Origin of the sequence: Streptomyces sp. NPDC058257, from assembly GCF_042881845.1 — a bacterium.
GTDB lineage: Bacteria > Actinomycetota > Actinomycetes > Streptomycetales > Streptomycetaceae > Streptomyces.
In genome coordinates this window covers 309977-333005 of sequence record NZ_JBHVXJ010000003.1, presented here as the reverse complement: position 1 = coordinate 333005, position 23029 = coordinate 309977, and the positions used below count along the sequence as shown (strand labels likewise).

Below are 23029 nucleotides of genomic sequence, written 5' to 3'. Positions count from 1 at the left end.
ATTGTGCCTGAGGCAGCGGAATTCGTGCCGGGTGACAGCCGCACGGCAGCGGAGGCCGGCTGGTTCACGGAACGGCACCTCCTGTCGCCGTGTGCGGGAGGTTCACGGGCATGCGCTCGACGTGCCCGTTCAATTCGTCACCGGCGCACGGTCGGGGCCGGGCGGCCCGGGTCTGCGTTCCGGATCGTCGAGCAGGATCGCCAGATGGCGCCCCACGTGGTTGTCCCAGCCCTCGGGACCGAGCGCCAGAGCCTCCTTGCGCCAATTTCCGGCGCGCGAGACCAGGCTGGACAGGCCCCGGTCCTGGACCATCTCGGCGACCGCTTCCTTGAAGGCCGGGTCACCGCAGTCGCCCCGGTGCCAGATCATCGCGGGCACCCCGGCCCGCAGCCCGGCCATGAACTCCTGGTGGCCCGCGGGAGAGTCGGTCCCCGGTGGCTGGCTCAGGACCAGACAGACCGCGCGGTCGTCCTCCTTCAGCTCGCGCTCCAGGTGGAAGTGCGACTGGCCGGGAGGATTGAAGTACGAGTGGCTGTCGGCGGGTTGTTCTTTGAGCTGGCGCCATTTCTTGTGCCAGGGACGGTGCCAGGCGGCCTTGCGCAGGCGCTCGAAACTGCGGATCAGGACCGCGTAGTCCATCACCAGGGGCGTCGGTGACGAGGAGGAGGACTCCTTGTGCCACCACTCCACCGGTTCGCCGAGCAATTCCCACGGGAGGATGAATTCCAGGACGACCGGTTGCCGCAGGTCGGCCCACCGCTCCTCGGTCTGCTCGATGAGGACCTCGACCTCGGCGGGCAGTTCGTCGCGGTGCAGGTGGAGGGTCTCGCCCGGTACGGGATGCCAGCCCTCGGCGTCCGACTGCCGCCAGTGGGAGAGGAAATAGCGGTCGGGGTCCACTCCGTCGGGCTCGAACTGGATCATCAGATAGGCGGGCACCATGGGCCCCGGTGCCTGCTGCGTCATGCCGCTGCGCTGCCAGTCGGCGATCTGGTCCTCAAGGCCCCACGCCCTGGCCTGCTGACGGTTCCAGCGACGCAGGGTCTCCGCTGCCTCCATCTGTCCGTCCTCCACGAGCCGTTCGGCGGCCAGAACCAGGAACGCCATGCTCACCGGGAGTTCCTTCGCGGCGGTGTTGTCGCCCGCGAGTCGTAGAAAGACTGCCCATCCCGTGTCGCACCACGCGGGCATTTCCTGTGTGCGCGACCGGCTGGCACGCCGGGCAAGGGCGGCGAGTCCCGCCGACGAGCGCATGTCCCGCAGAACGGGCCGCAAGGGATGCAGGTCGGCGCCGTCGAAGAACTCCACGGCCTCCCATTCGTCCACAAGCCGCAGCAGCGACAGAATGGCGGAAGACCGCTGTTCCAGGTACTTCAGGCAGCGCACCAGACACGGCAGCCCGTCAGGGACGTCCGCGCACTGTTCCACCAGGTGGAGCAGCCACGGCCGAAGCGCCGCGTTGCGCAAGGGGGCCACGGGGCACGCCAGCTCGTCGCTCAGCATGCGTACCCATAAGTCGGCGCTGTTCTCCTGCCGTAGCGTCCCCGATTCCTGCAGTACGTCGACGATGTCGGCGACCAATTCATGTCGAACCCTCGCCGGGCTGCGCGCTTCCACCCCCGTGACCTCCCGATCGCCATCAGTAGTTCAGCAGTCAGCACTCATGTACCGATGGTGCGGCACCGTCGTGTCGATGGTGCCGACAAGCGTACGGCCGCGGCCCAACTCAGGGCAGGCCTCCGGCCATTCGCGGATGAGTGCGGTCGGCGGCGGGGTCATTCGGTGGTAATGCGACCGCGGACGATGCAGCCGGCGATGGTTCAGGGCGCGAGGCCGGATTTCAGACCCGCCCCGCACAGCGGCACCACCGCGGTGCGCTCGCCGAGAGCGCCGTCCCGTACGGCCGCCCAGCAGGCCACCCCGGTCGCCTCGACGTACAGGCCGCGTTTCGCCAGATCCCGCTGGGCGGAGCGGATCTGGTCCTCCGTCACCGTCAGGAAGGCGCCACCGGATCCGCGTACCGCCCGCAGGATCTGCCGGGCGCGCGGCGGACGCGGAATCGCGATGCCCTCCGCGAGCGTGGGCGCCATCGGGGTGGTGCCCAGGGGCTCGTCGGCGCCCGCGTGCCAGGCTTCGGCCAGCGGGGAGACGGCCGCCGCCTGCACGGCGTACAGCGTGGGGGCCTTCGCGATCAGGCCCGCCGCGTGCAGCTCACGTACCGCGAGTGCAGCGCCGAGCAGCAGGGTGCCGTTGCCCACGGGCACGACGAGCGCGTCCGGTAGGCGGCCCCCCAGGTCCTCCCAGAGCTCGTGGACGTACGTCTTGGTGCCTTGCAGGAAGTAAGGATTGTGGACGTGCGAGGCGTAGAAGGTGCCGGGTGCGTCGGCCGCCTCCCGTGCCGTCCGTGCCGTCTGCTCACGGTCACCGGGGACGACTTCGAGCCGCGCCCCGTGCGCGCCGATCTGCTCCAGCTTCTTCGGCGACGTGCCCTCGGGGACGTACACGGTGCAGGGCAGCCCGGCCCGCGCGCAGTACGCGGCTACCGCCGTGCCCGCGTTGCCGCTGCTGTCGGCGATGACGCGCTCAGGGGCGAGCCGCAGCGCGAGCGCGGCGAGCACGACCGCGCCGCGGTCCTTGAAGGAGAGCGTCGGCATCAGGAAGTCGAGCTTGGCCGAGATCGCGCCGTCCAGCGGTACGAGCGGCGTGCGGCCCTCGCCGAGCGAGAACGCGGGGGCGGGCAGCGGCAGGGACTCCGCGTACCGCCACAGCGAATTGACTCTTCCGGTGAGGGACTTCAGCGGCGCTGGATTGGGGGAGAAGTCCAGGTCGAGGGGGCCGCGGCAGACGGGGCAGCACCAGGCGAGAGTGCCCGCTGGGACACGGGTTCCGTCGGTGGGGCAGAAGCAATCCGGCAATGCTGTCATGTCGGCAGGCTAGTTGCGGCAGTTGGGGCGGATGCGTCATGACGGGTGCGTGGCGGTCATGTCGCCCCCGGTCCTGACCCCGGTCCTGACCCCGGTCCTGACCCCGGCCCCGGCCCCGCCCCTGGTGGGATTCCCGCGGCTCATCCCCCTGGGGGTGACCTCTCGCTACGCCGGTACGCGAGGACGAGGTGCGCCTTGCGTACGCTCATTCGATGCGAAGCCCCGCCCGCACCGACTGACCCGTCCGAACCAGGAGCACGTCACCCGTGGACATACCCCCGCCGCCCGACCTCGGCGGCCGCCCCCAGCAGCCGTACGGGCAGGCCCCTTACGGGCCGCCGCCCGCGCAGCCTCCGTACCCGGGCGGACCCCAAGGGCCGTACGCGGGCGGGCCCCAGGTGCCGTACCAGCGGTGGCCCGGCCAGTACTCCCCGTACTCCCGCCCTCCGGTCAACGGTTTCGCGATCGCCTCGCTCGTCCTGGGCGTCCTCTGCTTCCTGCCCGCCGTCGGCCTGGTCCTCGGTCTCGTCGCGCTCGCGCAGATCTCGAAGAAGGGGGAGCGCGGCAAGGGCCTGGCGATCGCGGGCAGCGTCCTCTCCGTGGTCGGCATCGTGCTCCTTGTGCTCGCCGTCGCCACCGGGGCCGCACACGACTTCATGGACGGCTTCCGGCAGGGGGCGCGTGATGCCGCCCGGAGCGGCTCCGGGTTCCCGGTCGACAAGGGGGAGTGCTTCAACGTCCCGGGCGGCAAGCTCGGAGGGGCCGAGTACGCCTTCCAGGTCGACACGGTGCCTTGTTCGTCGCGGCACGACGGTGAGGTCTTCGCTTCGTTCCCGGTGAACCACGTGAGCTTCCCCGGCGACTCCGAACTCGCCTCCATCGCCGAGAAGAACTGCGTCGGTCTCCAGGCCGGCTACGTCCTCGACACCTGGACCGACTGGGGCGACGCGGAGATCAACTACTTCGTGCCCGACCGGGACACCTGGCGCCAAGGAGACCGTGACGTCACCTGTCTCTTCGGTGACGCGGAGGAGAAGCGCACCCTGAAGGGCTCGCTGCGCAGCGACGGCACGAACCTCGACGCCGACCAGCTCGCCTACCTGAAGGCGGACAAGGCCCTCTACGAGGCGTTCGGCACCGATCCCGAGACGGAGGATGTCGAGGAGGACCTGCCGGGCCACAAGGAGTGGGCGGGCCGCGTCGAGAAGGGCCTCGCCGAGCAGGCGCGGCTGCTGCGCGCGCACGACTGGCCCACGAAGGCGGACGCCGACGTCACCGCCCTTCTCGAAGCGATCGACCGGAACCGCGAGCAGTGGAAGAAGGCGTCCACCGCCAAGGACGCCGACGACTTCGGTGCCTACTACGTGCCGGCGCAGCGGCATGTCGGCGGCGAGCGCGAGGTGGCGGCGCGCAAGCCCCTGGGCCTGGCGACCACTTCGCCTCGTGACGCGAACCGAGGGCGCGACGGCGGGAGTCATGAGGGCGGCGGAGAGGGGGAGGGCTTCGCGGTGTGACGAGCGGGCCCGGTCGTTGCTCGTGCCCTCTCGGGCCACCGTCAGACCGTCCGCGGGCCGTCCGCGGGCCGTAATGGGACCGTCCTCGGGCCGCCCCCAGACCGTCCTCGGACCCGTCTCGCGCCACTCACCCTAAGGGCTTTTTGTCCGCTTCTGTGATAGTTCTTCGGCGTGACGACCGTCATGACGCCGACCGTCGCGCCCCAGCGCGTTCCGGGGCCCGCGGCACCGGACTCTCCCCGAAGGGGTAGCCACAACGGCAGGAAAGAGCCCAGGGTTTCGTGCGGCGCGCACCTCTCCCGCGGGCTCCTGGTCGCCGTCGCCCTCCTGAACGCCGCCCTCGCCGTGCTCGTCGCGGCGCCGCTGCCCCGCGTCCCGCTCCTGGTGCTCGTCGCGGCGGCGGTCACCTCCTGGGGGCTCGTACTCGTGCCGTCCGCGGCCATCGGCCTGACGGTCGGAGCGCTCGCGGGGCGACGGCACCCCTGGTGCGCAGGACTCGCCGTCCTTACGGCGTTCGTCGCGCTCGTCTACGGAGTCATGCCGTACGCCGCCGCCTGCCGAACAGCCCAGGACTACGGACAATCCCTGGCCCCCACCGCCTACTTCGACGGCATCAACTACGCCAAGGCCCCCGACGGCGGCCGTACGCGCCGCTACGCCCGCATCGGTGAGCAGCGCGGCAAGCTGGACCTCTGGACCCTGCCGAAGCGGGAGGGAGTGCGTCATCCGGCCGTGGTCTGGGTGCACGGAGGGGGCTGGAACAAGGGGCACCGGAGTCAGAGCCCCGCGTGGAACCACTGGTTCAACGCGCGCGGCTGGTCGGTCTTCGACATCGACTACCGGCTCGCGCCCCGCGTGACCCAGCTCGACCAGATCGGCGACGTGAAGTGTGCCGTGGGCTGGGTGCGACGGCACGCGCGCGCGTACGGCGTCGATCCGGACCGCCTTGTCCTCGCGGGGAGTTCGGCGGGCGGCAATCTCGCCCTCTCCGCCGCCTACACGGAGGGTGATGACCGCGTCCCCGCCTCCTGTGCGGTGCGTGACAGTTCGGTCGCCGGGGTGATCTCCCTCTACGGGCCGACCGACATGGGGCGCCTCATCGCCGGGACCGCGCTGCGCGGCGACCCCATGATCCCGCGTCTGATGGGCGGTTCGGCGAAGGCCGTCCCCGCCCGCTACCTGCTGGGTTCGCCCGCGAAGCTCGTACGGACCGACGTGCCGCCCACGCTCCTGCTGCACGGCAGCGCGGACCGCGCGGTGCCGGTGGCGCAGGCCCGGGAGCTGGCGCGGCGACTCGACGCGGCGGGGGCCCCCGCGACGTATGTCGAACTGCCCTGGGCGGACCACTGCTTCGACGTGAACTGGGGCGGATGGGGGAGTCAGATCGCGAGATCGGCGATTTCCCGCTTCCTCGCCATCCGTGGCGAGAGCGTCTGATCGCCGTCTCCTGGATCGTCGCGAGAACGTGATCGTTCCAACGGGAACGAGACCGCCATAGCTGTGGAAAGCTCCTGCGTAAAGACCTGCCCACCCGGAAATCATCACTTCGGGTGATTCTTTGGCCTCGGGTTGCGGCCAACAACCGTCGGTTGCCAGGCTGTTGCTGTCTGTCAACCTGATGGGAGTGGCCAGTGACTTTCGGTGAACAGCCGGCGTATCTGCGTGTCGCGGGTGATCTCCGCAAGAAGATCGTCGACGGTTCGCTGCCGCCGCACACCCGGCTCCCCTCGCAGGCCAGGATCCGCGAGGAGTACGGGGTGTCGGACACGGTCGCCCTGGAGGCCCGCAAGGTCCTGATGGCCGAAGGCCTGGTCGAAGGACGTTCCGGATCCGGCACCTATGTGCGCGAACGACCCGTGCCCCGCCGCGTGGCGCGCACGGGCTACCGGACCTCCGGCGGCTCGACGCCCTTCCGGCAGGAGCAGGCGGAGGACGGCGCGCGCGGCACCTGGGAGTCCCGCAGCGAACAGGCGGAGGCGAGCAGTGCGGTCGCCGAGCGCCTCGGCGTCCGCGCGGGCGACCGCGTGATGTGCACGAGGTACGTCTACCGCGACGCGGGCGAGGTCATGATGCTCTCCACCTCCTGGGAGCCCCTCGCCGTCACCGGACGCACTCCGGTGATGCTCCCCGAAGAGGGGCCGCTCGGCGGCTGCGGAGTGGTCGAGCGCATGGCGGCCATCGACGTGGTCGTGGACAACGTCGCGGAGGAGGTCGGCGCGCGCCCTGGTCTCGCGGAGGAGCTCATGTCGCTCGGCGGTGTCCCCGGCCATGTGGTGATCGTCGTGCAGCGGACGTACTACGCGTCGGGCAGGCCGGTCGAGACGGCCGACGTCGTGGTGCCCGCGGACCGGTATCGGATCGCATACCACCTGCCGGTGAGATGACCCCGCCCTGCGGTGTACGCCCGGAATCCGGACGGGCCCGTCCGCCCGCCGTGATCGCGAGTTAACGCGCGCCCGGCTTCCGTAACGCCGGAGCAATCACGCCCGACGGCAACTTGTCATGAACGGCTCCTAACTTCATCGCCCGTACCCGCAATCCGGTCGGACGACAGGAACCCTCATGACGGATACGGCCACCCGCGACACCAGCGCCGCCGCAGGACCACCGCCCAAGCGCAGCTACGCGAAGATGGCGGCCGACGAGAGCCGCGAGGACTACTCCCTGCGGTACGCGCCGCACTCCTTCCGGCGCTGGTCGCCGACGATGGTCGCCTCGACCGCGCTCGGCGGCATCGCCTATCTCGCGGACTTCGCGATCGGCGCGTCCATCGTCTTCACCTACGGCTTCACCAGTGGACTCGCCTCGATCCTGTGTGCCGCGACGATCATCTTCGTCACCGGCATCCCGATCGCGCGGGCCTGCGCCAAGTACGGCCTCGACATGGACCTGGTGACCCGGGGCGCGGGCTTCGGATACTTCGGCTCGACGCTGACGTCACTGATCTACGCCTCGTTCACGTTCATCTTCTTCGCGCTCGAAGGCTCGATCATGGCCCAGGCCATGCATCAGGCCGTCGGGCTCCCGGTGGAGTTCGGCTACTTGATCACGACGCTCATCGTGATCCCGATCGTCTTCCGCGGCATGGGCGCCCTGGCCAAGGTGCAGGCCTGGACGCAGCCGATCTGGCTCGTCGGGATGGTGCTGCCCTTCGTGGTGCTCGCCTTCGAGGCGCCGGACGCCTGGGGAGCCTTCGCCTCCTTCGGGGGCACCGAGGGCGCGGGCAACGGCTTCTCCTGGGTCGCCTTCGGGCTCGGCACGGGCGTCGCGCTCTCGCTCATCGCCCAGATCGGCGAGCAGGCTGACTATTTGCGCTTCATGCCGGCGAAGACCGAGCAGAACAAGAGGCGTTGGAATCTGGCCGTTCTCGCGGCGGGCCCCGGCTGGGTCATCATCGGCGCGGCCAAGCAGCTCGGCGGCGCGCTCCTGGCGTTCGTGGCCCTGGAGGCCATCGGCAAGACGCACGCCCTGGAGCCGATCGCTCCGCAGATCGAGGCCCTGAAACCCTGGCTCGGCTCCTTCGCGCTGCCCGCAGCGGCCCTCTTCGTGATCGTCTCGCAGATCAAGATCAATGTGACCAACGCCTACAGCGGCTCGCTGTCCTGGTCGAACTTCTTCTCCCGCATCACGCACAAGCACCCGGGCCGGGTCTGGTACATCTTCCTCAACCTCGCCATCGCGCTGACGCTGATGGAGATGAACATGTTCGCGGCCCTCAACAAGCTGCTCGGCTTCTACTCGAACGTCGGCATCGCGTGGATCGTGGCGGTCGCCGCCGACCTCGTCATCAACAAGAGGATGGGCTGGAGTCCCCCGTACATCGAGTTCAAGAGGGCCTACCTCTACGCGGTGAACCCCGCGGGCTTCGGCTCGATGCTGATCGCCTCCGTGGTGTCGATCCTGGCGTTCTTCGGTCTCTTCGGGGAGTACGCGGAAGCCTTCTCGACGTTCATCGCGGCCGGTCTCGCCGTCACTCTCTGCCCATTGATCGCCTGGGCGACGAAGGGCAAGTACTACCTGGCGCGTCCGAACCCGGTGAACGGTCCGCACGTCGATGTCCCCGACGTGACGGCCACGCACACGTGCGGCGTCTGCGAGACGGCGTACGAACTCCCCGACATCGCGGACTGCCCGGTCCAGTCGGGCCCGATCTGCTCGCTGTGCTGTTCGTTGGACGCGGAGTGCGAGGACGCCTGCCGTACGTCGCCGTCGCCTGCGCCGGTGCTCATGCCGATGCCGACGGTGCGCGCCGAGTGATGCGGGCCCATACCGGCTGAACGGTTGCCGACAGGGGGCGGACCCGGCAGGGTGCGCCCCCTTGGTGGTGGCCAATTGAGTACCTCTTCGTGCAAAGTCGTATCCGCTGAGTGAAGGTCGGGCGTAGGCTCGGGCATATGCGGAGTGCGGTTTCCTTATTGATCGAGGCGTGGCGCACGCCGGTGCCGCGAGCGGAGGGGTGCGATGAATGACGGAACGGTCGTGCTTCCCTGGCTCGTGATACGCCAGGACGACAACGGCAACCGCTACAGGGTGGGCAGGTACGCCACGAAGGCCGAGGCCGAGAAGATCGCGAACAGCCTCGACGAACGCGGACAGCAGCAGCTGTACTGGGTGGAGAACCTCAGCCGGAACGGCAGCGCGCCGACCGCATAGGCTCCGGCTATGACGGAACGGATCGTGGTGGGCGCCGCCCTGTACGACGAAGGGCGCCTCCTCGCCGCGCGGCGCAGCGCACCCCCTGAGCTCGCGGGCCGCTGGGAACTGCCCGGCGGGAAGGTCGAGCCCGGCGAACTGCCCGAGGAAGCCCTGACGCGGGAGTTGCGCGAGGAGCTGGGCGTCGACGCCGAACCGGTCGCGAGAGTGCCGGGCCAGTGGCCGCTCAAGCCGGGATACGTCCTGTGGGTGTGGACGGTGAAGCTCATCTCCGGAGCCCCCGAGCCCCTTCAGGACCACGACGAACTGCGCTGGCTCTCCCCTGACGAGGTCTGGTCCGTGGAGTGGCTGGACGCGGACGTCCCCGCGGTGGCGGCCGCGGTCGAGTGCCGCTGAGCGGTCGGGTGCCGTGGAGTGACCGGGCGCCGCTGACTGATCGAGTGCCCCCGAGTGGGGGAGCGCGCGAGGTGACGTCTCCCGGCGCTTGAGCCCCACCTACGCCGTTCGTGCCACAGTGCGCCTTGGTGAGCGGTAATTCCGGCGGTATATGGGGTATGTGCCCATTAACCCCATGAAACCGGACAAGGGTCCGCTGTTGCTGGTCTGGAAGTGATCGGCGTGATCGACACCGAAGGCGACTGTGCCGAGTGGGATTTTCCCGCGGACCCGGGCGCCGTGCGCACAGCCCGTGCCGTCGTCCGCGAGCAGCTCGGCGACTGGGACCTCGCCGCCATCGGCGACATCACCGTCCTCCTCGTGAGCGAGCTGGTGACCAACTCCCTGCGGCACGCCTCGGGCCCTATCGGCGTACGCCTCGTACGCACTGCCGGACCGTTGGGCACCCTCCTCGTAGAGGTGTCCGATCCGCTTCCCGACCCGCCCCATGAGCGCGACGCCGCCCCTGATGACGAGGGGGGCAGGGGTATCCAGCTGGTGGCCCGTGTGTCGCGGCGCTGGGGGACACGACAGGGCAGGACGGGGAATACGGGGAAGACGGTGTGGTTCGAGCTGGTGCTGCCGGGTTAGAAGACTGGCAGCGTGGGGCGGACACAAGACGGCCACGGGCCAGAAAGAGTTGAGTCCGTGCTGTGATCGTGAACGCCGTGTGGCATGGCTCCGTAGTGCTGGATACTGCGGGCAGCCGCATCCGGTGACCGGTGCCGGACGTGGTGAGCTGGAGGGGACGGTTCGCGTGAGCGAGATACCAGCGAAGGCGACGGGGCAGGACGGTCCGTCGGGTGACGCTAGGGGCGTAGCTGCGGATGACGTGGTGTGGCAGAGCAGCCCGCCCGGATCGATCTACGACTACATCAAGGTGGCCTCGTTCTCGATCGGTCCGGACGGCCTCATCGACCAGTGGAGCCGGCGGGCCGAGCGGCTGTTCGGAGTCCCTGCGCACGATGCCGTGGGCAGGGACCCGATAGAGGCCTTCGTCGCGCCCGAGCTGCGCAGCACAGGGCACCGCAAGATGGCGGAGATCCTGGACGGCAGAGAGTGGACCGGGTCCGTCCCCTTCCGGGCCCCCGGGCAGCCCGACGGACCCGACGCGAGGTCCTTCGGGGGGTCCGAGGGCGTCGCCGAGGTCTATGTGATGCCGACCGAGACGGAGGACGGCGAAAGGGCCGCCGTCTGCATCGTCGTAGACGTACGGGCGCTCCGGCAGATCGAGACCGACCTCGCCGCGTCGCAGGCGATTTTCGGCCAATCTCCCTTCGGTTTCCTGTTGTTCGGTACGGACCTGAGGGTGCAGCGGGCCAACCGCCGCTTCGCCGCGGTCTTCGGGGGCGGCATCGAGGACCATCGCGGCCGCACCGTCCGCGACTATCTGCCGCGGCACGAGGCCGACCGCATGGCCGCCGCGCTCAAGCGCGTCCTGGAGACCGGCGACTCCGTCACGGACATGCAGCTCGTCGGCCCCGCACCCGGCAGCAACGAACGCCGGCACTGGTCGATCAATCTCTACCGCGTGCACAGCGGTTCGGGCCGCCCCATCGGCGTCGCGGGCCTGGGCACCGACGTCACCCGGCGGCACGCCGCCGCCCGCGAGGCCGCCCACGCCCGCCGCAACCTCGCCCTGCTCAACGAGGCGGGCGCCCGCATCGGCAACTCCCTCGACCTGGAGACGACCGCACGTGAACTGCTCGACGTCACCGTCCCCGGCTTCTGCGACCTCGCCTCCGTAGACCTCTATCAAGGGCTGCTCGACGGCGACGAAACCCCTCCGGGCCTTGCCGACGGAAGCGCCGAACTGCGCCGCGTCGCCTTCGCGAGCGCCGTGTCCGACGCGCCCTTCCCGGAGGGCGGCCACCCCATAGACGTGGGCGCCGTGCACCGTTTCCCCTTCACCTCGCCCTGCGCCGACTCCCTGCGCACCGCACGCCCCCGGCTCGTCTCCGCGGCCGACGACGGGTCCGCGAGCAGGCTCACCGGCGGGCTCATCCAGTCGACGCTCGCCGTGCCGATGGTCGCCCACGACACGGTCGTCGGCCTCGCCCAGTTCTCCCGCACGAAGGGAAGCGAGCCCTTCGGGGAGCGCGACCGCGCCCTCGCCGTCGAGCTCGCCGCGCGCGCCGCGGTCTGTATCGACAACGCCCGCCTCTACCGCCGCGAACACGAACGCGCGCTGATACTGCAGCGCTCCTTGCTCCCGCCCGACGACCCCGAGGCGTCCGGCCTGGACATCGCCTGCCGCTACCTCCCCGGCAACGCGGCCACCGAAGTCGGCGGCGACTGGTTCGACGTCATCGAACTGCCGGGCCACCGCACCGCCCTTGTCGTCGGCGACGTCATGGGGCGCGGCCTGCGCGCCGCCGTCGCCATGGGAGAACTGCGCACCGCCGTACGCACCTTGGCGCTCCTCGACCTGGAGCCCGCCGAGGTCCTCTCCGCGCTCGACGAGATCGCCCGCGGCCTAGGCGACCCCTCAGGCACCCAGCAGGCCACGCGAGCGGCCCGCCAGACGCGTTCCGCGAGCGAGACGGACCTCTCCGAGGTCTACCTCGCCACCTGCATCTACGCGGTCTACGACTCCGTCACACGCCGCTGCACCTTCGCCAACGCGGGACACCTGCCGCCCGTACTCGTCGAGCCCGGCGAATCGCCGCTCATGCTCGACGTGCCGCCCGGGATGCCGCTGGGAGTCGGCGGCGAGCCCTTCGAGGAGGTCGAGGTCGAGCTGCCCGACGGCGCCCTGCTCGCGCTCTACACCGACGGGCTCGTCGAATCCCGCCACCATCCCCTCGACGAGGGCCTGAACGCCTTCGTACGCGCTCTCGACGCCCCCGCGCCCGCCCTTGAGGACGTCTGCGACCACGTCCTGAACACCCTCGACACCCACCACGGAGAGGACGACATCGCGCTGCTCATGGCCCGCATCCAGGGTCTGCCCGCCGAGGCCGTCGGCGACTGGACCCTGCCGCGCGACCCGAAGTCGGTCGGCCGGGCGCGCGAGCTGGCCTGCGAGCAACTGCGCACCTGGGACCTTGAACCACTCTGCGACACGACCGAACTGCTGGTCAGCGAGCTGGTCACCAACGCCCTGCGGTACGGCGAAGGCGACATCCGGGTCCGTCTCCTGCTCGATCGCACCCTGGTGTGCGAGGTCTGGGACGCGGGCCTCGTCCAGCCGCGCCGCCGCCGGGCGCGTGACACGGACGAGGGCGGCCGGGGGCTGCAGCTGGTCGGCCTGCTGAGCGCCGCGTGGGGCTCGCGCAGGACGCCGCGCGGCAAGACGGTGTGGTTCGAGCTGCCGTTGCCGGACAGCGGGGTGCGGCAGATGGACGCGGCGGAGGCGCTGCTCAGCCTCTTCTGAGGGCTGCTTCGACCGGGCTCGTCACGTAGTGGCCTTCAGGGCGGCGAGGCGGGCCGCGATCTCCGCCTCGTCGCCCAGGCCGTCCAGCTGCTCGAACTGCGCGTCGAGGGACGACGCGGCGAGCTCCTGCTTGCCGAGCGCCCTGGCCTCCTCGCGGCGCACCTTGTCCTCGAAGCGGCCCAACTCGCTCGCCGGGTCGAGCACATCGATGCTCCGGGCCGCGTCCATCATCTGGTTCTGCGCCTGCGCGGTCTTGGCACGGGCGACCAGCTGATCGCGCTTCGACCCGAGCTGGGTCAGCTTGATCCTCATCGCGTCGAGCCCGGACTTCAGCTTGTCGACGACCTCGGTCTGCGAGGCGATCGTCGGCTCGGCGTCCCTGGCCTCCCGCTCGGACTGCAGCTGGCGTTGCAGCGCGACCTTGGCCAGGCCGTCGAACTTGTCGGCCTCCGCGGCGCTCCCGCCGGACCGCAGCTCGTCCGCCTTCTTGCTGGCGGCCACCGCCTTGGCGCCCCACTCGGCGGCGGCGTCCTGGTCCTCCTTGTGGTCCAGTTCCAGCATCCGCAGATTGCCGATGGTGGTCGCGACCGCCTCCTCGGCCTCCTGGATGTTGTTCGTGTAGTCGCGGATCAGCTGGTCGAGCATCTTCTGCGGGTCCTCGGCCTGGTCGAGCAGGGAGTTGATGTTGGCCTTGGCGAGCTGGGCCACGCGTCCGAGGATCGTCTGCTTGGTCATCACGGCTTCCTTCTGTGCGGGTCGGTCGGTAGTAGTGCGAGCCGGTCGGCGGGGGTCCGGAGAGTCAGAACCTTCCGCCCCCGCCCATCCGCCCCCGGGTCCCGCCGCCACCGAAGCTTCCGGGTCGGCCTCCGCCGAAACCGCCGCCTCCGTAGCCGCCGCTTCCGCCGCCCCTGCCTCCGAGAAGCTCGCCGAGGATGATGCCGCCGAGGACCGCGCCGCCCATGCCGCCGCCGCGCCCGCCGCCGACTCCGCCACCGCCTCCGTAGGGGGTGCCGTAGCCGCGTACGTCGCGTTCGGCGAGCTGCTGCGCCTGCCGGGCCTGCGCGTCCGCCTGCTGGGCCTGGGCGAGCGCCGCGGCCGGATCGGCGTCCTGGACGGACTCGGCGCCCGAGAGGTGCCGCTGGGCCTCGGCGAGGCGGGTCCTGGCCTCGCTGCCCACCCCGCCCCGGTGCGTGTCGATGAAGTCCGCCGCCGCTCCCACGGCGCTGCGCGCGGTGAGCAGGGCCTGGCCGAGGAGGGCGGCGGCGCGCTGACGGCTGACCTCGCGTTCGCGGGCGCCCGTGAGGGACTCGTCGAGGACCGTGTCGGCCTCCTCGACCCGGCGCAGGGCGTCGATGGGATCGTGCGGGCCCGCCGCCATCCTCTTGCGGACCTCGGCGACCACCGTCTCCGCCCGGGCGATACGGCCGTGCAGGTCAGCCGTGGAGGCTCCCGCCGTGGTGCCCTCAAGGAGGCCGCGTGCCTCGGCGATGTCGGTCTCCGTCTCGGTGAGAGCGGCGGGGAGCTTCTCCGCGGCCTGCGCCAGCTCGGCGGCGAGGCGGTCGACGGCGTCCACGAAAGTGCCCGCCTGGTCGACGGCGCCTTCGGCGGCACGCAGATGGACGGCGGCCTTGCCGTTGTCGCCCGCGTCGATGGCCTGCCGGGCTTCGGTGAGGTGCGTCGTGGCGAAGACGAGACGGTCCTTGGCCTGCTCCACATGGCCCACGACGGGCGCGGACGCGGAGGGCGCGTACTGCTCCCGGATCGTGCCAAGGGTGCTCTGCGCGGCGGTGGTGCGCCCGGTGACCTGCCGGAACACCGTTTCGGCGTGCTCCAGGGCCTTGGCCGCGTCGCGTTCGAGCGCGCGCAGCTGGTCGAAGCCCGCGGCTTCCGCGTCGAGGCGCCGGCCCGCGTCGGTGCAGCGCGCGACGATCTCGTCCAGCATGGTGCGCCTTGTCGCGTCGTCCTCCGGATAGGCGTCGTCCAGCTGCTGGCGCAGTTTGAAGGCCTTGGTCAGCTCGGAGCGTGCGTACGCGAGCGCGTCCGTGAAGGGCCGCACCGCCTCATCGCCGAACTGGGCGGTGGCGAAGCCGAGTTCCTCGGCGCTGGTGCGGATCGCGTCGTCGGTCTCCACCAGGAGCTGCTTGCTCTGTTTGTCGAGCTCCGGGAGCGGGGTCGGCCCTTCGCCCGCCGCCCCCTTGCCCCAGCCACCGCCTCCGGGCGTCGTACGCGTATGGGTACGCCGTTTGCGGCGGCTGTACGCGACCGCGGCGAGGGCGCCCGCGCCGCCGACCACCACGATGGGCAGGACCAGGTCACCGGCGGCTCCATCGTCGGCGCTGCTGTCGCCGCCGCCCGGATCGGCGGCCCCCGGGGTGGGCGTCGGAGTGGGAACGGGCCGGCCGGCGAGGACCGCGCGATAGCCGTTCGCCGCGCCGATGGCCGCGCCCGCCCAGTCGTTCTGCCGCAGCGCGGGCTTGATCGCGGTGGTCGCGACGTCCTGGAGCTGGGCCTCGGTGAGCTTGGAACCGGCGTCCACGGAGTAGGCGTACTGGCGGTCGTGCGTGGCGACGGCGAGCAGCGCGTCGTCCAGGCCGAGCCCGTTGCGCTGGGCGGTCGCGTCCGCCCAGTCCTGTGCGCCGCGTCCGGAGAAGTCACGCACATAGACGACGAAGAGCTGTAGGCCGCCGTCGTCGTAGAGCTGGTCGAGCGCCCGCCCGGTGGCGTGCCCGCGGTCGCCGAGCGCGCCCACCTTGTCGGTGATCTGGCCGCCACGGGAGAGCGTGACCGGGTCGTCGGCCGGGGCGGCGAGTGCTGCGGGGGCGGACAGGAGCAGCAGGCACCACGTGAGCAGTGCGGTGGCTGCCGCTGTCGCCCGCACGGCTATGTGCGAGGGCGGCGTCACATTTGGGAGCGTATGGCCGTCTTGGGGGGCGCGCGACCGGGGGACCTCGCGGTACGTGTCCGCGGGCCCCCGGCGGCTCACTCAGATACTGAACGGCGATCAGGAGCGCGTACCCGTGCCGCCGCGCGGTCCGCTCCATGCCCCGGATGAGCTGGCCGGAGTGGAGCATGGAGGCGTGGACAGCCCGACGTCACTGCTCTCCCCGCCGCCGGATCTTGTTCCCGAGCCAGACCAGCGGATCGTACTTCCGGTCGACCGCCCGTTCCTTCAAGGGAATCAGCGCGTTGTCCGTGATCTTGATGCCCTCCGGGCACACCTCCGAACAGCACTTCGTGATGTTGCAGTAGCCGAGCCCGTGCTCGTCCTGGGCGGTCTTCTTGCGGTCGAGGCCGTTCTCCGCCGCCGCGTCCAGCGGGTGCATGTCCAGTTCCGCGACCCGCATCAGGAAGCGCGGCCCCGCGAACGCCTGCTTGTTCTCCTCGTGGTCGCGCACCACATGGCACGTGTCCTGGCACAGGAAGCACTCGATGCACTTGCGGAACTCCTGGGAGCGGTCCACGTCCGTCTGCTGCATGCGGTACTCGCCGGGACCGAGGTCCGCCGGTGGCACGAAGGCCGGTACTTCGCGTGCCTTCGTGTAGTTGAAGCCGACGTCCGTCACCAGGTCCCGCACCACGGGGAAGGCCCGCAGCGGTGTCACCGTGATGACGTCCTCGCGGTCGAACACCGACATCCGTGTCATGCACATCAGCCGAGGCCGGCCGTTGACCTCCGCCGAGCACGAACCGCACTTGCCCGCCTTGCAGTTCCAGCGCACCGCCAGATCGGGGGCCTGGGTCGCCTGCAGGCGGTGGATGATGTCGAGGACGACCTCGCCCTCGTTGACCTCGACCTCGAAGTCCTCCAGGTCGCCGCCCGCGACGTCTCCGCGCCAGACCCGGAACCGCGCGTCGTACGACGTGCTCGAAGGGCTTGACGGACTCGGCGTAGTGGTACTCACTCGTAAAGCTCCTCTTCGGCCAGGTACTTGACCAGCTCTTCCTTCTCGAAGAGAGCAAGCAGGTCGGGACGGATGGGCTCGGTGGTGACCCGCACCAGATCGATCTGGCCGCGCACGGGGTCCGTGGCCGCCAACCCTCCGGAGGGGTCGGTCAGCTGGCAGAGCAGGTTCGCGCGGCGCCATTCGCGGTTCATGCCCGGATGGTCCTCGCGGGTGTGCCCGCCCCGGCTCTCCGTGCGCTCCAGGGCCGCCCGCGCCACGCACTCGCTGACCAGGAGCATGTTGCGCAGGTCGAGCGCGAGGTGCCAGCCGGGGTTGAACTGGCGGTGGCCCTCGACGCCGGCCCGCCGTGCCCGCACCCGCAGCTCCGCCAGTTTCTCCAGGGCCTGCTCCATCTCGCCCTCGCGGCGGATGATGCCGACCAGGTCGTTCATCGTCTGCTGGAGTTCCTGGTGGAGGGTGTACGGGTTCTCCGGCGTCGCCCCGTCCTCGGGGCCCTCCGCGCTGAACGGCCGCAGGGCCTCGGCCGCGGCCGAGGCCACCTGGACCTCGTCCACCAGAGGCCGCGCGCCGGTCCCGCCGAACCCGGCCGTGTACCGCGCCGCGTGCAGCCCCGCGCGCCGCCCGAAGACGAGCAGGTCGGAGAGGGAGTTGCCGCCGAGACGGTTGGAGCCGTGCATGCCGCCCGCGACCTCGCCCGCCGCGTACAGGCCCGGCACGCGCTGTGCCGCCGCCGTGTCCGACTCGACCGCGATGCCGCCCATCACGTAGTGGCAGGTCGGGCCGACCTCCATCGCCTCCGCCGTGATGTCGACGTCCGCGAGCTCCTTGAACTGGTGGTACATGGAGGGCAGTCGGCGCCGGATGACCTCGGCGGGCATGCGCGTCGACACGTCGAGGAAGACCCCGCCGTGCGGCGAGCCGCGGCCCGCCTTCACCTCGGAGTTGATCGCGCGCGCCACTTCGTCGCGCGGAAGGAGTTCCGGAGGCCGCCGGTTGTTGTCCGGATCCTCGTACCAGCGGTCGCCCTCGTCCTCCGACTGCGCGTACTTCTCCTTGAAGACGTCCGGTACGTAGTCGAACATGAACCGCTTGCCCTCGGAGTTGCGAAGGACCCCGCCGTCGCCGCGCACCGACTCGGTGACCAGGATGCCCTTCACCGAGGGCGGCCAGACCATCCCCGTCGGGTGGAACTGCACGAACTCCATGTTGAGCAGCGGAGCACCGGCGAGCAGCGCCAGTGCGTGGCCGTCGCCCGTGTACTCCCACGAGTTCGACGTCACCTTGAAGGACTTGCCGATGCCACCGGTCGCCAGGACGACGCTCGGGGCTTCGAGCACGAAGAAGCGGCCCGACTCGCGGTCGTAGCAGAACGTGCCGCTGACCCGCGCGCCGTCCTTCAGGACGCGGGTGACCGTGCACTCCTGGAAGACCTTGAGACGCGCTTCGTAGTCACCGAATTCGCGCTCGTCCTCCTGCTGGAGGGAGACGATCTTCTGCTGGAGCGTGCGGATCAGTTCGAGTCCTGTCCGGTCGCCCACGTGCGCGAGCCGGGGGTACTCGTGTCCTCCGAAGTTGCGCTGGGAGATACGGCCGTCCGCCGTGCGGTCGAACAGGGCGCCCCAGGTCTCCAGCTCCCAGACCCGGTCGGGCGCCTCGCGCGCGTGCAGCTCGGCCATCCGCCACTGGTTGAGGAACTTGCCGCCACGCAGGGTGTCGCGGAAGTGGACCTGCCAGTTGTCGCCGGAGTTCACGTTGCCCATGGAGGCCGCGATGCCGCCCTCGGCCATCACCGTATGCGCCTTGCCGAACAGGGACTTGCAGATCACGGCGGTACGCGCGCCCTGTTCACGTGCCTCGATCGCGGCCCGCAGGCCCGCTCCTCCGGCTCCCACCACGACAACATCCCACTGCTGCCGATCCACTTGAGACATCAGAACAACCTCGGATCGTCGAAGACGCCGGACGCGATCAGATACACGTAGAAGTCGGCGAGCGCCACGCTCACCAAGGAGGCCCAGGCGAGCAGCATGTGACGGGCATTCAGTTTTCCGACCCACTGCCACATGCGGTACCGCACGGGGTGCTTGGAGAAGTGCTTGAGCTTGCCGCCGACGATGTGCCGGCAGGAGTGACAGGAGAGTGTGTACGCCCAGATCAGCGTGATGTTGACCAGGAACACGAGGGTGCCCAGGCCCATGTGGCCCCACTCGTAGTGCTCATCACGGAACGAGAGCACGGTGTCGTACGTCAGGATGCACGCCACCGGAACCGCCGCGTAGAAGAAGTAGCGGTGGATGTTCTGCAGGATCAGCGGGAAGCGAGTCTCTCCGGAGTACTTCTTGTGCGGCTCGGCCACCGCGCAGGCGGGCGGTGAGGCCCAGAAGCCGCGGTAGTAGGCCTTGCGGTAGTAGTAGCAGGTCAGCCGGAAGCCGAGCGGGAAGATCAGGATGAGCAGGGCGGGGGACAGGCCCCACCAGCTGCCGAAGATCTCCCAGTTGGGCCCCGACCGCATGGGCTCGCAGTTCTCGGCGAGGCAGGGCGAGTAGAACGGTGAGACGTAGGGCGCCGCGTAGTAGTCCGCGTTCGAGAAGGCCCGCCACGTCGAGTAGACGATGAAGGCGAAGAGGCCTGCGGCGGTCGCGGCGGGCGCCAGCCACCATCGGTCGGTCCGTAGATGGGCAGCGCTGATCGCGGCGCGCGTCGCCGCTCTCACGCCGCCGGGATCCTGACCGCTTTTCAGATGAGGTTCCGTGCCAGTGGCCAACGAGGCTCGACTCCTTTGTCGTCAGTTCGGTAGCCCTCGGATCGACTGTCCGCAGGTCGGCTGTCCGCAAGCCGGCTGTCCGCAGGTCGGCTGTCCTCAGGTCCGGGGCGACGGTGCCCGGGGCGGGTGCGGCGGTGCCTCAAGGGGCATGCCGGTCGCGCGCGCCGAGGCCCTCGTCGTCCGAGTCCGTCCACAGAGAGCTGTCGTACGGCGTATCGGGGATGGTGACCATGTCGGGCCGCTTCTGTGGGGCGCCGCCCGGATCCGGGGACGCGGCGCGAAGGAGCGCGACGCTCTCGCGCAGATGGTCGGCGTCCGAGCGGACGCGGCGGACGTCGATCCCGGCAAGACCACCCTGGGAACCCTCGCCGACCTGCTGCTCCAGCTTGCCGACGGTGCGGACCAGATCGTCGACGCAGCGCTGAACAGCCGTCAGATCATCCTGCAGAGCCATGACTTGCCCTCACTTCAGGGGTGCGGCGGCAACGTTCATGCGCCTGCGAGTGTCGCGCGTCACATCCCGGCTTGTGAAGGGATCTGCCGGGATTCCCGGCTCGTACGCGCTGAAATGCGCCGGGGTGCACGCTGCCGCCCCGCCGCGCTTCGGGGCGCCCGCCGATGCCGCCGTCACGCTGGGTCACGCCCGATGGAGTCCGGTTGGGCCGCACGAGTGGGATCCGGTGCCCCCACGCCGTGTCGCCCTCACCTGCCGGGGCGTGTCCCCTTCAGTGGATGGATAGATGTGATCAGCTCCATATACCGCCAAACGTGATCAAACCCGGCCCCGGTCCTGGTAGCGGGCGGCCGGGCGAGCCCCGGAGGTACCCGCCATGACCCCAGACCGCGCCAGACTGAGATCTGCCGTGTTCCTCGCCACGGGCGTGCTGGCTCTGCCCGCCCTCGCCGCCTGCAGCTCCCAGGACGAGGCGGGTGCGCCGACCGCCGGTCAGGACGTCGCCCCCGCGGCCCGGGATCACGTCGCCGACGGCGGGACCATGAACTGGGCCGTCGACGCGATGCCTCAGACCCTCAACTCCTTCCAGTCGGACGCCGATTCGGGCACGTCGCGGATCGCGGGCGCGGTCCTGCCGTCGATGTTCCGCCTCGACGCGCAGGGCAGGGCACAGCGGAACGACGACTTCCTGGAGTCCGCGGAGGTCGTCGCGCGCGAGCCCAAGCAGGTCGTGCTCTACAAGCTCAACCAGCAGGCGGTGTGGAGCGACGGCCGGGAGATCGGGGCCGACGACTTCGCGGCGCAGCAGCGTGCGCTGTCCGGCAAGGACAGTGCGTACTGGACGGCGCGCAACGCGGGATACGACCGCATCGAGAAGATCGAGCGTGGCGCGAACAACCTGGAGGTGCGTGTCACCTTCAACAAGCCGTACGCGGACTGGCGTTCGCTCTTCTCGCCGCTGTATCCCAAGGAGGTCATGGGTACTCCTGACGCCTTCAACGACGGTGCGCGGCGGGCGCTCAAGGTGAGCGCGGGGCCGTTCGCGGTGCAGGACTTCGACAACAAGGCGGACGAGGTCACGCTGGCCCGCAACCCGCGCTGGTGGGGCAGGCCAGCCAAGCTCTCCAAGCTGGTTCTGCGCGAGGTGCCGCGCGAGGAGCGGGCCGCCGCCCTCGCGTCGGGGAAGGTCGACCTCGCCGAGATCGACGCCCCGGAGGCGCGGCGCATCACGAACGCGGCCCGTGACCGAGGGGCCCAGGGTCCGCTGGCCCACGGCCCCGAGGCCCGGCTGACGCCCGCCAAGGCACTGCGCTCCTGGGCGATCGCCAACGGCTCCGACGAGGAGGCGGCGGACACCGAGCAGCAGGCCCGGGTCAAGACGCACAAGGCGATCAAGAAGTACGCCACCGAGCAGACGGGCCTGCGCGGCTACACCGTCCGCAAGTCCCTCGAACCGGCCTACACGCAGCTCGCCCTCAACGGCACCGAGGGCCCGCTCGCCGACGACCGGGTGCGGCGCGCGGTGGCCCGCGCCCTGGACCGCGACGCGCTCGCCAAGGCGGTCCTCACGCCGCTGGGCCTGCCCGCCAAGCCGGTCGGCAGCCACCTGGCCCTCGCCGGGCAGCAGGCGTACGCGGACAACAGCGGGGCTCTCGGCGACCAGGACACCACTGAGGCGCGGGCGCTGCTCGCCGACGCGGGGTGGACGCCGGGCGGTCCGGTGAAGGAGCCGAAGCAGAAGACGGCCGGGGGCGAGGCGGACGCCAAGAAGGCGAAGGCGGACTCCGGCTCCTCCGGCTCTGAATCCGGCTCCGGCTCCTCCGGCTCTGAATCTGACTCTGACTCTGGCTCCGGATCCGGGGAGGATTCGGGCGACGACGGTACGTACATCGTCGGCGAGGACGACGAGAAGCCGGGCGACAGCAGTACCTCGGTGCTCGCGCCCGCTCCGGCGGCGGCGTACCAGCGGGCGGCGCTGACCCGTCAGGCCGCGTCCCTCACGGTGCACCGCGAGGCGGACAAGGAGAAGAAGAAGGACCCGGGCGGGCACGCCAAGCAGCGCGCGGAGAAGCGCGCCGAGAAGCGCGCCGAGAAGCACACGGACAAGCAGGCCGCGAAGGGCGGTGCGCCCGGCGCGTACGCACCCAAGGGCACGGCGGCGCCCGACGCGGACACCCCGGCGGCGGGCGGCCCCATGGCCAAGGACGGCAAGCCCCTCACCCTCCGCTTCGTCCTGCCGTCCGGCGAGGGCTCGGAGTCGCTGCGGACCGTGGCCGACCGGATCTCCCGGATGCTGGAGAAGATCGGGATCCGTACGGAGGTGGCGAAGGTCGCCGACGAGAGCTACTTCAAGGACCACATCGCGTCCGGTCAGTACGACCTGGCCCTCTACTCCTGGCCCGCGTCGGCCTTCCCGGCCACGGACGCGCGCCCGATCTTCGCCAAGCCGGTGCCGGCCGCGGACGGCTCGCTGAACGTCGAGCAGAACTACACGCGGGTCGGCACGGATCACATCGACCAGTTGTTCGATCAGGCGATGGGGGAGCTCGACGAGGACGAGAACCGCGCCCTGGTCAAGAAGGCCGACGCCCGGATCTGGGCCGAGGCCGGTTCCATTCCCCTCTATCAGCGCCCCCAGCTGATGGCGGCCCGTACGAACCTCGCGAACGCGGGTGCCTTCGGCTTCCAGGTTCCCAACTATGAGGACATGGGCTTCCTGAAGCCGGGCGCGAAGCCCGCGGGCAAGCCCGCCGCGAAGTAGCTGGAAGCAGCTCCGTCGCAGGTCACACTCAGATTCAGCTCAACTCCCTTGCCCGCCGGCACGTCCGGCGGGCAAGGTCGTTCCCACCCATTGACCTGCGTGTTCTTCTCCACACCCACCCCCCGGACCACCCCCCCCGGACCGCCTTCCGACCGCCTTGAGGCGAAGTCGGAGATCACGTCCCTCCCCCACGACGGCCCCGAAGAGCCGAACCCAGGGGCTCACTGGCGCCGGATAAGCCGT

17 protein-coding genes are annotated in these 23029 nt (G+C 70.4%); 9 read left to right on the top strand and 8 right to left on the bottom strand.

Annotation, left to right across the window (positions count from 1 at the left end; genetic code table 11):
• Positions 1-129: 129 nt before the first annotated feature.
• Both ACFVXC_RS10450 and ACFVXC_RS10445 read right to left on the bottom strand, forming a co-directional pair.
• Complete coding sequence (locus ACFVXC_RS10450; RefSeq protein WP_389903657.1) at positions 130-1581, bottom strand: hypothetical protein; 1452 nt, start codon at positions 1579-1581, stop codon at positions 130-132.
• A 239-nt stretch (positions 1582-1820) separates the two neighbouring features.
• Entirely contained in the window at positions 1821-2924 is a 1104-nt protein-coding gene (locus tag ACFVXC_RS10445; protein WP_389903656.1) for a threonine synthase, read from the bottom strand.
• Positions 2925-3190: 266 nt separating this feature from the next.
• Between ACFVXC_RS10445 and ACFVXC_RS10440 the strand changes: the two genes are divergently transcribed.
• The 8 genes from ACFVXC_RS10440 (at position 3191) to ACFVXC_RS10405 (ending at position 12902) form a co-directional block, all read left to right on the top strand.
• A complete protein-coding gene (locus ACFVXC_RS10440) occupies positions 3191-4438 on the top strand; it encodes a DUF4190 domain-containing protein (protein ID WP_389903654.1) in 1248 nt (415 codons plus the stop codon).
• Between the two features lie 171 nt (positions 4439-4609).
• Complete coding sequence (locus ACFVXC_RS10435; RefSeq protein WP_389903652.1) at positions 4610-5875, top strand: alpha/beta hydrolase fold domain-containing protein; 1266 nt, start codon at positions 4610-4612, stop codon at positions 5873-5875.
• A 194-nt stretch (positions 5876-6069) separates the two neighbouring features.
• Entirely contained in the window at positions 6070-6822 is a 753-nt protein-coding gene (locus tag ACFVXC_RS10430; RefSeq protein ID WP_389903650.1) for a GntR family transcriptional regulator, read from the top strand.
• A gap of 178 nt (positions 6823-7000) precedes the next feature.
• Positions 7001-8695 carry a purine-cytosine permease family protein gene (locus ACFVXC_RS10425; RefSeq protein ID WP_389903649.1) on the top strand — a complete coding sequence of 565 codons (1695 nt, stop codon included), beginning with the start codon at positions 7001-7003 and terminating at the stop codon, positions 8693-8695.
• Positions 8696-8899: 204 nt separating this feature from the next.
• Positions 8900-9091, top strand: a complete 192-nt coding sequence (locus ACFVXC_RS10420) for an SPOR domain-containing protein (protein WP_389903648.1) — start codon at positions 8900-8902, stop codon at positions 9089-9091.
• Positions 9092-9100: 9 nt separating this feature from the next.
• On the top strand, positions 9101-9487 hold the full coding sequence (locus ACFVXC_RS10415; protein WP_389903645.1) for a (deoxy)nucleoside triphosphate pyrophosphohydrolase: 387 nt from the start codon (positions 9101-9103) through the stop codon (positions 9485-9487).
• Between the two features lie 213 nt (positions 9488-9700).
• On the top strand, positions 9701-10117 hold the full coding sequence (locus tag ACFVXC_RS10410) for an ATP-binding protein (RefSeq protein ID WP_389903643.1): 417 nt from the start codon (positions 9701-9703) through the stop codon (positions 10115-10117).
• Positions 10118-10283: 166 nt separating this feature from the next.
• On the top strand, positions 10284-12902 hold the full coding sequence (locus ACFVXC_RS10405) for a SpoIIE family protein phosphatase (RefSeq protein ID WP_389903640.1): 2619 nt from the start codon (positions 10284-10286) through the stop codon (positions 12900-12902).
• A 21-nt stretch (positions 12903-12923) separates the two neighbouring features.
• Here ACFVXC_RS10405 and ACFVXC_RS10400 read toward each other — a convergent pair whose 3' ends face one another.
• From ACFVXC_RS10400 to ACFVXC_RS10375, 6 genes are all read right to left on the bottom strand, one after another.
• Positions 12924-13637 (bottom strand): PspA/IM30 family protein, encoded by a 714-nt coding sequence (locus ACFVXC_RS10400; RefSeq protein WP_389903637.1) that lies wholly within the window; start codon positions 13635-13637, stop codon positions 12924-12926.
• A 64-nt stretch (positions 13638-13701) separates the two neighbouring features.
• Positions 13702-15804, bottom strand: coding sequence for a TPM domain-containing protein (locus ACFVXC_RS10395; RefSeq protein ID WP_389903636.1), 2103 nt, complete (start codon positions 15802-15804; stop codon positions 13702-13704).
• A gap of 190 nt (positions 15805-15994) precedes the next feature.
• The gene (locus tag ACFVXC_RS10390; protein WP_389903633.1) at positions 15995-16804 is read right to left on the bottom strand and encodes a succinate dehydrogenase/fumarate reductase iron-sulfur subunit; all 810 of its coding nucleotides are present in this window, start codon (positions 16802-16804) and stop codon (positions 15995-15997) included.
• On the bottom strand, positions 16801-18738 hold the full coding sequence (locus tag ACFVXC_RS10385) for a fumarate reductase/succinate dehydrogenase flavoprotein subunit (RefSeq protein ID WP_389903631.1): 1938 nt from the start codon (positions 18736-18738) through the stop codon (positions 16801-16803). Before ACFVXC_RS10385 ends, ACFVXC_RS10390 begins: the two co-directional genes overlap by 4 nt.
• Positions 18738-19571, bottom strand: a complete 834-nt coding sequence (locus tag ACFVXC_RS10380; RefSeq protein WP_389903629.1) for a hypothetical protein — start codon at positions 19569-19571, stop codon at positions 18738-18740. The genes ACFVXC_RS10385 and ACFVXC_RS10380 overlap by 1 nt, the downstream gene beginning before the upstream one ends.
• A gap of 139 nt (positions 19572-19710) precedes the next feature.
• The gene (locus tag ACFVXC_RS10375; RefSeq protein ID WP_389903626.1) at positions 19711-20025 is read right to left on the bottom strand and encodes a hypothetical protein; all 315 of its coding nucleotides are present in this window, start codon (positions 20023-20025) and stop codon (positions 19711-19713) included.
• 376 nt (positions 20026-20401) lie between these two features.
• Between ACFVXC_RS10375 and ACFVXC_RS10370 the strand changes: the two genes are divergently transcribed.
• Positions 20402-22786 carry an ABC transporter family substrate-binding protein gene (locus tag ACFVXC_RS10370; protein ID WP_389903623.1) on the top strand — a complete coding sequence of 795 codons (2385 nt, stop codon included), beginning with the start codon at positions 20402-20404 and terminating at the stop codon, positions 22784-22786.
• Positions 22787-23029: the final 243 nt, after the last annotated feature.